The following is an 11470-nucleotide window of genomic DNA, read 5'->3' as shown; positions in this document are numbered from 1 at the left end:
CCTTTGAAACCCCGGCTGATGCCCCAACCTAACAGTTTTAACTACACCATTGTGCCATGAAGATTCCTCATCTCGACCCGGATTACGCGAAAAAGAGAAGAAGACAATGGCCCAAAGCGTTTCGCCTCGGGTTGATCTTTTTGGCGGCCATCTGGCTGTTGTTCTTGTTGGCTCAGGTTCTTCCCTTGGTGCAGTTTGGTAACAAACCCAGAACCCTGGAGGGCCTGCTCGGTTTAATCTCCATGCCCTTTATTCACAGTGGTTGGCCGCATCTGATTGACAACAGTTTACCGGTGTTTGTGGCCACAGTGGCTTTATTTGGCAATTATCCAAAAGTGGCCAGCCGGGTGATGATCTGGAGCATTTTACTCACCGGCTTACTGGTTTGGGTATTTGGCCGGAATGTGAATCACATAGGCTCAAGTGGCTTGTTTTACGCCCTGCTATCGTATTTGTTTGTCAGTGGCTTCCTGAAGAAAGACATCCAGTCAGTTGGCATATCCATAGCCATTGCTTTTATGTATGGTTATATCATATGGGGAATTTTTCCTGGTCAACCGGGTATTTCCTGGGAGTCACATATGTTTGGATTCCTGACCGGCGTATTTTTGGCTTACAACACCCGCCACATTGATCGCCCGGTACTCAAAGACTGGCGTTTGGATGAGGGCATTGAAGAACTGGAGGACCCACCAGACAAGCGTTGATCGGTCTTTTACTGAACCTGATCAGGTCACAGAGAGGACCTGATCAGGCTTATTTGGCACTGGCACAGGCGTAACAGAATGGCGTGTGAGGAATGGCCTCCAGTCGTTGGCTGCCTATGGGGTTGCCACAGACCACACAGTCTCCATATTGACCTTCTTCCATCCTCAGTAACGCTTTGTTGATTTGTGACAGTTCAATCTGAGCTTCCTGATCAAGGGCTTCTACCACTTGATCATTTTCTGTTTCAATGGCCTGTTCAGCAAAATCGGCGCTCAATGGTTCAGTCCGTCTGAGGTGGCGCTGCGTTTTGGTTAACAAATCACTCAGTCTCTGTTTTTCATCCAGCAAGTGTTGTTTCAATTCGTCCAGTAACTGGACATCATGCAAGGTGTTCATCAGTACTGGTCCTTCAAATAACGGATCAGGTCGGTACTGGTCACCATACCAGCCAACTGCTGATCTTCATCGACCACTGGCAGTGAATGAAAGCCACCATCGGCCAGCAATTCAACGGCATCACGGATCGATTGACCGGTGTTCAGGGTAGTCAACTGGGTAGACATGATGTCGGCAATGGAAAACTGCTGGTCGATCATCTGTGCCAAACCTTGTTCGCCCCAGCCTGTTTGATTGAAATTCAGGGTCATCAGGTCGGTGAAACTAACCAGGCCAACCAGTTGTTGCTTATCAAGTACGGGAACGTGATGAACGCCCTGTTCGCTCATGATCTGATATACATCACTGAGATTCTGGCCTTGTTGAACACTTTGTACCTGGTCGCTCATGATGTGTTTGATGGTTTCATTTTTTCGCATAATTTTTTTGCCGTAAGGATTAAGGAAAGAATAGCAAACCACTTGCTGTGATTAATTGACCAAAGTCAAACAGACCAAAAAAAAGCCGGTGACTGAGGCCACCGGCTGGTTTCAGGTTTTCATTGAATTAAGGTTGAGCGGCTTTTTTCCTGGCAACCTGTTGTAACAGGTAATTTTCCAGTAATTCGCGGTTTGACGTTGAGTTTTCGCTTTTGCTCGACTTGTTGCCAGACTGACCGTGCACGTGTGGTAAGCCAACACTTCTGGGTGCCGATTGATTGGTTGCGGGTGTTTTTTTATTGGGTCCGACACCACTGTCAATGAATGATTTACTGGCACTGCGAAAGCCACGTGTCAGGTAACCATTTTCAATATCTACCAAAGGATCGGTGCCTTTTTCATAGTAATAAGCAGCACCATCAAACTGTCTGGTACCGGTGTAAACCACATACAGTAACCAATGATCATCATCGTCATCGACAACGATTTCCAGGCGTTCATTGACTGGATCATAAATTGCCGCCATGCTGTTATAAAATCTGGCATCATCGGTACAGGTCACATAGTAGACAGTTGACTCAGCGCGACAGCCGGTGACCATATCCACACCCTGTATCCTTTCAGATTGTTCAAACACCAGGACATCCCCATAAAACGGATTGCCATCGGTGTATTCAGATGCATCCATGACCACTTGCCATTCGCCACGCATCTTGTCCAGTTCATTGCCCAGGAAAAAATTAAATCGTTCAATGAATATTTGTTGCCCCAGCAATTCCATGGTGGCAGTGGTTTCGGTCAGGAAGTCAATCCTTACCTTACCCAGGCCGCTGTCGAACGTGGTTGCAGGCTGCCAGTCACAAGCCAGACACGGGCCGTCTTCACTGATGTACAAATCACCTTCAAAAAAGGCGTTGCCATCAATGAATCCTGAGGTGGTGTACCAGTATGGCAGGCCAAGGTCATCATAAACATAGAAGACACCGAAGAAAAAATTATCCTGAATTTCAAAGTTATAGCCAGAACCAGGTTCATCGCTGTTCCAGTAAAGCCCTGATTCGGGAGTGAATGACCAGCTGGGCATACTGCACAGCATCAGCATCAGTAATAAGGTCGTTTTTTTCATAAAAATCTCCGCGTGGTGAGTATAGCTTGATATATTACTGACCCTGACTGAATTGGAAATGAATGATGATAGACATTGGTGCAAATCTGACACATGACAGCTTTGATAAAGACCGTGATGAAGTAATCAATGAGGCCCGAAAGGCCGGGGTTGAGGCTTTTATCATCACTGGATCTGATGCGGCATGTTCAGAAAAAGCCAGGAACCTGGCGCATGAGTATGCTGATTGTTGTTATGCGACCGCCGGCATTCACCCCCACCATGCGGCTGACTGTAATGGAGAAACGCTGGATCAGATTCAGACCTTGCTGGCTGATGAAAAAGTGGTTGCAGTGGGAGAAACAGGTCTGGATTATTTTCGGGATTTTTCACCCCGCGAAGCCCAGCTGTTCTCTTTTGAGCAGCACATCAGACTGGCCATTGAAAGTGGCTTGCCGATGTTTTTACATCAGCGAGATGCGCACCGGGACTTTGGTCCTGTGCTCAAAGCGCACCGGGATGAACTGGCCAATGTGGTGGTGCATTGTTTCACCGATAATCAGCAGGCTTTGTATGATTATCTTGACCTGGATTGTTACATCGGCATTACCGGCTGGATTTGTGATGAGCGTCGCGGACAGCATCTGCTGGAACTGGTCAGCCAGATACCAGAAAACCGCTTGTTGATCGAAACAGATTCCCCGTACCTGATGCCCAGAACATTGCGGCCCAAGCCCAAGACCCGCCGTAACGAGCCCAGGTTTTTACCCCACATTGCGGCTTTCATTGCTGAACACCTGGACCGTGACCTGGCCACCTTACAGGCGACTACCACGGCAAACAGCAAAAACTTCTTTCACATCTGAAAGCCATTGCATACAATCTTTTCATACCTCGAAAACAGAGACCACCCATGAGCTTATTTAAACAACACATTGACCACCTCATCGATCAGACCACCCGGGCCCTGGAAGCCACTGGTTATGATGGACTGTGGATCTACTCGGGACATCCGGAAAACAACTTTCTGGACGACATGGCGCCGCCACACAGCATCAATCCACATTTCAAGTGGTGGGTACCGGTGCCCCATGTGACCAGCAGTGTGTTGCACTTTAAGCCTGGACAGCAACCCATCGTTTATTTGCATCAGCCGGCTGACTTCTGGCACAAAGTGGTCGACAACAGCCAGGACAAATGGGCCCGCTATTTTGATGTCCGCGTGGTGGGTCATTACCGCGAGTTACCAGATTTTACGGCCGAAGACAATCATGCCTGGATTGGTGCTGATGAATTGCAGCCGTTGGCGGAAAAAGACACCAACCCTGAAATCCTGTTGCATCATTTACACTTTGCCCGGATTCAAAAAACCGATTATGAAATTCACTGCATCGGTCAGGCCAATGAACTGGCACTGAAAGGTCATGCGGCAGCCAAACAGGCGTTTTATGATGGCTTGTCAGAATTTGAAATCAACATGGCCTACCTGCAGGCCTGTCAGCAGGGGCAAAATCAAATGCCCTATGGAAACATCGTTGCTTTGAATGAAAACCCGGCGGTACTGCATTACCAGTACCAGAGTCATCAACGGATCGCCAAAGACCAGTTGAAGTCGTTTCTGATTGACGCGGGTGCCGATTACAACGGTTATGCTGCTGACATCACCAGAACCTATGCGTTCCAGCCAGGACGGTTTGCTGAGATGATTTTGCTGATGGATGAAAAGCAGCAACTGTTATGTCAGCAGGCAGTGGCTGGTGCCGACTATGTCGCTTTACATGATCAGGCTCATTTGTATATCAGTGAAGTGTTGAAAGAATTTGGTGTCTTGACCTGTGACCCTGAAACCGCCCTGGAGTCGGGTTTGAGTCAAACCTTCTTCCCGCACGGTTTGGGTCATTACCTCGGCTTACAGGTACATGATGTGGCCGGCCATGTCAGTGACGAGAAAGGCACCCCCAACCCGCCCCCTGCCAGACATCCATTTTTGCGGCTCACAGACCAATTGCGCGAACGAGCGGTGATTACGGTTGAGCCCGGGGTGTACTTCATCCCCATGTTACTGGAACAAATCAAAGGCCATGATGCAGTGAACTGGGAGGTGGTGGATGAATTCCTTCCCTATGGTGGCATCCGCATTGAAGATAACCTGGTGATTCAACAAGGGCAATCGGAAAACCTGAGTCGCTGAAGCATAAAAAAACCCGGATAACCTGCTGGTCATCCGGGCTTCATCAATCGAAAAACCTGGTTACTTCTTATCTGCCGCCTGAGCGATCAGGGTGTTCATTTTTAAGCCAATCAGATCGGCCAGAATTCTGGCGGTTTCATGAAGCCTGAAGTCAACGTATTCTTCATCCTCGTCTTCTTCTTCAGCGGCTTCCTGTTCGGCTTCCAGGGTGTCTTCGGACTTGAGGGTCTCTTTGGAATCAAACAATAAGCTCACTTCGCTGAGCAAGGGGTGGCTTTGTTCTGAGGCCATCAGCGCTTCTCGTTTTTCTTTGCGGGCCTGTTTGCGGGCTTTGCGTTCCTGTACTTTTCGCTCCCTTGTTTCAGCAGACAAGGACACTGTGTTGTCATCTTTTTCCTGTTCGTAGAGTTTGATTTCATTGCGCAAAAAATCAAATTCAAAATTCACATCAGAGCGATTTCGATGGTTCTTTCTGAGCACTGAAATTTCATCTGACAAGTCATCAAACATGGTGTAATCACTGCTGGAAATACTGTTCCATGGTAAAGCGTTTTCATAAGATGATTCACCATAGTTTTCCAGACCTGGGGAGCCGGGAAATTCAATGTCAGGAATCACACCGCGGTTTTGCGTGCTGCCACCGTTGATGCGGAAAAACTGACCCATGGTCATTTTCAGCTGGCCCAGATTCAATTCAGGGTTGTTAACGTATTCATTCAGTGGCATGACATTTTGTACTGTGCCCTTGCCATAGGTTTGACTGCCTACGATGATGGCTCGTCCGTAGTCTTGCATGGCGGCCGCAAAAATTTCAGATGCTGAAGCTGATAACTTGTTGACCATCACCACCATCGGTCCATCCCAGGCTATGGTTGGATTAACGTCTTTCTTGATGTCTACTTTTCCGTGTGAAAATTTGGTTTGTACCACAGGGCCTTTATCGATGAACAAGCCTGACAGCTGAATCGCTTCATACAATGAACCACCACCGTTGTTGCGGAGATCAACAATGATGCCTTGTACGCCTTCTTCACGGAATTTATTGAGGATTTTTTTCACATCACGGGTGGAACTGCGGTAATCGGCATCACCTGATTGCAAGGCTGCGAAATCGAGATAAAAAGTAGGCAGGTCAATAACACCAATTTTTCGGGTGTGCTTACCTTCTTTGACTTCGTAAATCTGGTGTTGAGCAGCCTGTTGTTCGAGTTTCACTTTATCCCGCACGATGCTCACCGTTTTGGGCAAGGTGTCCGGGCTGTCATCTTCGCCAATCACCCGCAGGCGAACTGTGGATCCTTTTTCGCCCCTGATCAGTTGCACCACGTCTTCAATGGACCAGCCCACAACGTCTTCAAAACTGCCCTCAGTATCCTGGCCCACAGCGAGTACTTTGTCTCCGCTTTTCAGTGAACCTTCCATATCAGCCGGTCCGCCTTTGACGATGGTCTGAATGGAGGTGTATTCACCATCATTACCCAGTACTGCGCCGATGCCCTCCAAAGAGAGTTTCATGTTGATCTCGAAGTTTTCGGAAGTGATGGGCTCCATGTAACCAGTGTGTGGCTCAACCAGTGAGAGGTATGAGTTGATGAAATACTGAAAAACGTCATCACTTTTCATGTCAGCGATTCTTTTGGCCAGTACACGATAACGCTTAGCCAGGGTTTCTTTGATTTTCTCCGGTTCTTTGTCCAGAAGTTTCAGGTTGAGGTAATCATTTTTTACCTTCTTGCGCCACAGTTCATTCAACGCTTGCTGATCAATGGCCCAGGCAGCTTTTTCACGGTCCCACTGATAAGTTTCATCTTCCTCAAAAGACAGGTCTGATTCGAGTACTTGCAGGGCGTATTCTTTTTGGACAGCAACCCGCTGTTTGAACTGGTTAAAGATGTGATAAGCTGGTTTGAGGTTGCCTTTTTTGAGGCCATCATCCAGGTCTTTTTCCCAACGGTCAAAGTCAACGATGTCTTTACCCATGAAATACATTTTGTTGGGGTCCAGGGTAGAGATGAACTTATCCAGAATCTGCTCGGAAAAAGAATCATCCAGGGTGGATTTCTTGTAGTGTAATTTTTCAACAAGCTGAACTACCAGTTGGCTCTCTTCAGCGTGTTTGGGTTCTGGTTTTACTGGGTTGAAATCTGTTTTCGCCCAGCTCATGGAGCTGAGCAGCACGCCGGAAATCAACCAAGTTAAGGAAATTTTATTCATAGGGATGTACCTGTTTTCAGTCATTATTGTGGGACCTTACTGTTTCTTTTTGAACTTTTCTAAACTCATATTGCCTGATGCTCTGAATTAATGATATAGGTCAATCGTCACCAATACAAGCGTTTGGTTTTATTCTGAGACCCAGTTAATAAATATTGGTTTCATATTTTTGTTATAATGACGCGCTTTGACTGAACCGTCGCGATTGACCGGATGTCTGACTATCTAATTATCGGAGAAATTGAATGAAAAAATTAGCCTTGGCTTTTGGCTTAGCCGGCACATTAATGGGTTCAGCTGCATGGGCAGAGATGGACACTGAAAACGGCCAGATCAACTACAAAATTGGTTCTGATGTGGGTAAATACCTGAAAGACTCTGAGCTGCCATTTGATCAGGACGCTTTCATCAAAGGCCTTGAAGATGGGCTGGCAGGTCGTGATTTGCGTCTGACGGCTGAAGAACTGACCAACATTCGTGGCATCATCCAGAAAAAACAGCAACAGGTTCAGCAAGCCAAGCGTGAACAAATGATGGCTGAAATGGAAGCCCAAAAAGTTGAAAACGCACAGAAAGGCAGCGCTTTCCTGGCTGACAAAGCCACGGAAGATGGTGTGATGAAAACCGAATCTGGTTTGCTTTATGAAGTGGTTGAACAAGGTGATGGAGCCAAACCAGGCTCAGAAACTGCCACAGTTGTGGTTCACTACACCGGCACACTGATCAACGGCGACAAGTTTGACAGTTCTGTGGATCGTGGCCAACCAGCCACTTTCGCTTTAAACCAGGTCATCAAAGGCTGGACAGAAGGTTTGCAGTTGATGAATGTGGGTTCCAAATATCGCTTCTACATTCCACCCGAGCTGGCTTACGGTTCAGACGCCCGCCCCGGAAGCCCGATTGGTCCGAACAGCACACTGATTTTTGATGTGGAGCTGATCGAAGTTAAATAAGCGATCAACACAATGAAAGACAGAAAACCCCGGATAGCCGGGGTTTTTTTTGCTCAGTCAAAACTCACCGGATCAATGTCTACAAACCACAAAACTTTTGATTTTCTGGGACTGAAATGCTGTTTGAGTTGCTGTATCAGGTGATGCAAGAATTTCCTTTCAGCGGCGCTGAAAATGATTTGCATGCGGTGTTGTTTTTGTTTTTTCGCCAGGGTGGCTGGTAACGGCCCCATGACACTGACCTGCTCGTTACCGGAACAGAATTCAACCATGGCAGTCAGCCATTGATCAAGGGTGCGCTCATCGTGATGTTGTGCCTTTATGATGGCCAGGTGAGCAAATGGGGGAAACATCATTTCAGCCCTCTCCTTGAGTTGTTCACTGGCGAAAGCTTCGTAGCCTCGGTCGAATAATTGATTGAAAAAAGGGTGCTCTGGAAACTGGGTTTGTAAGATGACTTCTCCACGGGTTTGTGCTCTGCCAGCGCGGCCGGAAACCTGAATCATCAGTTGAGCCAGGTGTTCCATGGCCCGGAAGTCCACCGAAAAAAAACTGTTGTCCACATTGACCACCACGACCAGTGACAGCAAAGGAAAATCATGGCCTTTGGCGAGCATCTGGGTACCCACGATCACGCAGGGCCGGGCCTGTCGGATCTGGTTCAGGCTTTGTTGCCATTGTTTGGGGGTGCGCACCGCATCGCGGTCAAAGCGGATCACCTGATCCTCACCCAATTGTTCAATCAGACCGCTGGCAAGGCGCTCTGTTCCAACGCCCATGGTTTCAACTTCCTGAGAGCCGCATTCCGGGCAAAACTCAGGCAGGCTGTAACGCCGTTCACAATGGTGACAACGCAGTAAACCGAGGTGTTTGTGGTAAGTCAGTGCTGCATCACAGTCATCACACATGGCCACCCATCCACAATCATGGCACAGTAGCCTGGGAGACCAGCCGCGGCGATTCAGAAACACCAGAACCTGATGGCCTGCTTCCAGTTGCTGGACAATGGCAGAGAAGGATTCATGGCTTAATCCATGGTTTTGTTTTTTATTCAGGGTGTTTTGTAAACGCACCACTGGCAGTGGACTCTGGTTGGTTCGACTGCGCAGTTTCAACCAATCATAGCGGCCTTCTCGGGCATGATTGAAGGATTCAAAACCGGGGGTTGCAGAACCCAGCACCACCGGTATGTTGATGTGCTGGCCGCGCAGCACGGCCATGTCTCTGGCCGAATAACGCACGCCTTCCTGTTGTTTGTAACTGAGGTCGTGTTCCTCATCAACGATGATCGCTCCCAGTTCCTTGAATGGGGTAAAAATACCGGAACGAGTGGCCACAACCACATCTACCAATCCCTGATGAGCATGCTGCCAGACCCGGGCCCGGGCACCAGCTGACAAGCCCGAATGCAGCACCGCTAACTGACCATCAATGCGATGGCTGATTTCCTGAAACAGCTGTGGGGTAAGGCCTATTTCCGGTACCAACACCAACACCTGCTGTGCTTTGCTTAATACGTGTTGAATAAAGCGGATATAGACTTCAGTCTTACCTGAGCCGGTGATGCCATCAAGCAACATCACCCGAAATGCAGCATCATGACTGAGCAAATGTTTCAATGTGCTTTGCTGGTCATCGGTCAGGGTAAATCCCGGATTTTGAGCGTGCTGGTTACTGATTTGACAAACCGGTGAGGCGCTGAGCAGGTTTTTGTCTTGTAACTGGCGGCAGATTTGTGCGGCCGATGCGCTCAGGTGGCTGAGTGATTTGCTGGTCAGTGGGCCGTGTTGATACAGATAATGGAACACATCCCATTGCCTGGGAGCCTTGCTCAGTGCCTGTTTGGCCGCTGCTGGAGTTGCACTGGTTTGCCACCAGAGCTCTTCAGGCACCGGATTGTTGTCTGTTTTTTTGAACCATACAGGCAGAGCGGTGAGGATCATTTCACCCCAGGATACCTGATAATACCGGGCGGCTTTTTTCAGCAACATCAGGTCCTTTTGATTGAATAATGGCTCGGTTTCCAATACCCTGGTCACTGGTTTGAGTTGTTGGTGTTCACTGTGCCCGGGCAACCCAACCACCACCCCGACCAATTGCTTATTCCGGCCCAATGGAACCACCACCCGACAACCCACCTGCGGCATCGTGGTGGCTTGGTCAATGGCGTAATCCAGGTGGTCAGCAAAGGGGACTTTGAGGGCCACCTGGACCACCTGATGGGTCGTGGCTGGGTTCATGTTTGGCATGATAGCATGGATTGAAATGAGTCAGCTACGACGATGAAATAAAGTCCTTACAGGCTTTGGTAAGGATTGCAATTAAGCTGTGGATAAGTGTGTGGATAACCCCAGTGCTGGCCAATAATGATTGGGCGCAGGAATGATCATTGTGCTTCAGGAAAATCAAAATTATTCCAAAAAATGGATAAATATCAGTAAGTTATGTTTTTCAACATACGGAAACCCTGGAGCAGGCACATAACGACTGGTGTGGTTGCACAATTGTGAACAAGTTGTTGCTTATTCGCTGTAAGCCTCGGCGGTGGCATCATGGGGGTGCAGTGATTCATGGTGCGTGACCCGTAAGTGAAACTGCTGTACCAGATCGGCTTTTGTCAGTGCCTGTTTGATGCGTCTGGCAGCATCTTCACAGAACATCAGGTTCTGGCCATTTCGCAAAGCAAACGCCTGTTCGTCAGCCCGTTTGACGGCAGATTGTACGGCCGTTTGTAAGGTGTTTTCTACCAGGTTAATCATTTTTTCCAGAGGTACGGTAGATTGATGGTCCTGCAACTTGATTTTGATCACGGCAGAGCTGCGTTGACTGTGTGGTGTGGCATTGATGCCTTGTTCGGTACCCAACCAGGTGAACACATCTTCCAGCCGCACCGTATCGCCCTCGAAATGATTGGCAAAATTCTGTTGAATCAACTGTCTGGCCAAAGCAGCTGAACAAGGACAGGTGCTTGAATAGGTTACCTGAAAGCTCAGGTATTTACTGATTCCGGTTTTCCGGCACTGTACCACTGACAGCTTGATGGGATATGAGCGCCAGCCGGAATGGTCGCTGACCAATGCCGGGCGACGTAATAAGGCTTCTGACTCGACTTCAATCAGCGCATTCTGACTGAGCTGCCGGTGTGATTGTAAAAATTGTGAGGTCAGGTCAACCAGTGCATCGTAGTCAATGCGCTGACTGCTGAATAATTCATCGCAGGCCAGATAAAGACGAGACATATGAATACCCTTGGTGGCTTCATCATCCAATGAAACTTCTGCCCTCACTTGTGCCACACTGGCTGGGGTTTTGACATCGGCAGCCAACTGCAGCGGCATTTCGATGTCACTCATGCCCACCCATTGCAACTGTCCGCCAATTTTGGCTTTTTCTTCAGAGGCAATGTCTGGCAGGGTACAGGATTGATTCGTGGAGTCTAACACGGTGGGTCAAAATATTAATATGCGCACTAAATGAGGGGTAT

The 11470-nt window shown here is 48.3% G+C and carries 10 protein-coding genes; 4 read left to right on the top strand and 6 right to left on the bottom strand.

Going from position 1 to position 11470, the window contains the following annotated elements:
• The first annotated feature begins 56 nt into the window (after positions 1-56).
• The gene (locus B0475_RS10020; protein ID WP_077411682.1) at positions 57-707 is read left to right on the top strand and encodes a rhomboid family intramembrane serine protease; all 651 of its coding nucleotides are present in this window, start codon (positions 57-59) and stop codon (positions 705-707) included.
• Positions 708-756: 49 nt separating this feature from the next.
• On the opposite strand, the gene B0475_RS10015 is transcribed toward B0475_RS10020, so the two are convergent.
• The 3 genes from B0475_RS10015 to B0475_RS10005 form a co-directional block, all read right to left on the bottom strand.
• Positions 757-1104 (bottom strand): TraR/DksA family transcriptional regulator, encoded by a 348-nt coding sequence (locus B0475_RS10015; protein ID WP_077411681.1) that lies wholly within the window; start codon positions 1102-1104, stop codon positions 757-759.
• Positions 1104-1523 carry a CBS domain-containing protein gene (locus tag B0475_RS10010; protein ID WP_077411680.1) on the bottom strand — a complete coding sequence of 140 codons (420 nt, stop codon included), beginning with the start codon at positions 1521-1523 and terminating at the stop codon, positions 1104-1106. Before B0475_RS10010 ends, B0475_RS10015 begins: the two co-directional genes overlap by 1 nt.
• Before the next feature lie 127 nt (positions 1524-1650).
• Positions 1651-2649 (bottom strand): hypothetical protein, encoded by a 999-nt coding sequence (locus B0475_RS10005; RefSeq protein WP_077411679.1) that lies wholly within the window; start codon positions 2647-2649, stop codon positions 1651-1653.
• A gap of 65 nt (positions 2650-2714) precedes the next feature.
• On the opposite strand from B0475_RS10005, the gene B0475_RS10000 reads away from it, so the two are divergent.
• Together B0475_RS10000 and pepQ are read left to right on the top strand one after the other, a co-directional pair.
• Entirely contained in the window at positions 2715-3494 is a 780-nt protein-coding gene (locus B0475_RS10000) for a TatD family hydrolase (RefSeq protein WP_077411822.1), read from the top strand.
• Between the two features lie 47 nt (positions 3495-3541).
• Positions 3542-4819, top strand: a complete 1278-nt coding sequence (pepQ, locus tag B0475_RS09995) for a Xaa-Pro dipeptidase (protein ID WP_077411678.1) — start codon at positions 3542-3544, stop codon at positions 4817-4819.
• A gap of 60 nt (positions 4820-4879) precedes the next feature.
• Here the strand turns inward: pepQ and B0475_RS09990 are convergent, their stop codons facing one another.
• Positions 4880-7033: a carboxy terminal-processing peptidase gene (locus B0475_RS09990; protein WP_157892849.1), complete on the bottom strand. Its 2154-nt coding sequence runs from the start codon at positions 7031-7033 to the stop codon at positions 4880-4882.
• Positions 7034-7278: 245 nt separating this feature from the next.
• Here B0475_RS09990 and B0475_RS09985 point away from each other — a divergent pair, with 245 nt between their 5' ends.
• Positions 7279-7986 (top strand): FKBP-type peptidyl-prolyl cis-trans isomerase, encoded by a 708-nt coding sequence (locus tag B0475_RS09985; RefSeq protein ID WP_077411676.1) that lies wholly within the window; start codon positions 7279-7281, stop codon positions 7984-7986.
• A 53-nt stretch (positions 7987-8039) separates the two neighbouring features.
• On the opposite strand, the gene B0475_RS09980 is transcribed toward B0475_RS09985, so the two are convergent.
• A complete protein-coding gene (locus tag B0475_RS09980) occupies positions 8040-10226 on the bottom strand; it encodes a primosomal protein N' (RefSeq protein WP_157892848.1) in 2187 nt (728 codons plus the stop codon).
• A 282-nt stretch (positions 10227-10508) separates the two neighbouring features.
• A complete protein-coding gene (gene folE2, locus B0475_RS09975; RefSeq protein ID WP_077411674.1) occupies positions 10509-11429 on the bottom strand; it encodes a GTP cyclohydrolase FolE2 in 921 nt (306 codons plus the stop codon).
• Positions 11430-11470: the final 41 nt, after the last annotated feature.

This window comes from Marinicella sediminis (assembly GCF_002000055.1).
Classification (GTDB): domain Bacteria; phylum Pseudomonadota; class Gammaproteobacteria; order Xanthomonadales; family Marinicellaceae; genus Marinicella; species Marinicella sediminis.
The sequence above is the reverse complement of the archived record's forward strand: the minus strand, read 5'-3'. Positions and strand labels throughout refer to the sequence as shown.

What these genes read in the sequence shown, in the direction of transcription:
- B0475_RS10020 (WP_077411682.1), top strand. Translation starts at nt 57, where the DNA reads ATGAAGATTCCTCATCTCGACCCGGATTACGCGAAAAAGAGAAGAAGA.
- B0475_RS10015 (WP_077411681.1), bottom strand. Translation starts at nt 1,104, where the DNA reads ATGAACACCTTGCATGATGTCCAGTTACTGGACGAATTGAAACAACAC.
- B0475_RS10010 (WP_077411680.1), bottom strand. Translation starts at nt 1,523, where the DNA reads ATGCGAAAAAATGAAACCATCAAACACATCATGAGCGACCAGGTACAA.
- B0475_RS10005 (WP_077411679.1), bottom strand. Translation starts at nt 2,649, where the DNA reads ATGAAAAAAACGACCTTATTACTGATGCTGATGCTGTGCAGTATGCCC.
- B0475_RS10000 (WP_077411822.1), top strand. Translation starts at nt 2,715, where the DNA reads ATGATAGACATTGGTGCAAATCTGACACATGACAGCTTTGATAAAGAC.
- pepQ (WP_077411678.1), top strand. Translation starts at nt 3,542, where the DNA reads ATGAGCTTATTTAAACAACACATTGACCACCTCATCGATCAGACCACC.
- B0475_RS09990 (WP_157892849.1), bottom strand. Translation starts at nt 7,033, where the DNA reads ATGAATAAAATTTCCTTAACTTGGTTGATTTCCGGCGTGCTGCTCAGC.
- B0475_RS09985 (WP_077411676.1), top strand. Translation starts at nt 7,279, where the DNA reads ATGAAAAAATTAGCCTTGGCTTTTGGCTTAGCCGGCACATTAATGGGT.
- B0475_RS09980 (WP_157892848.1), bottom strand. Translation starts at nt 10,226, where the DNA reads ATGAACCCAGCCACGACCCATCAGGTGGTCCAGGTGGCCCTCAAAGTC.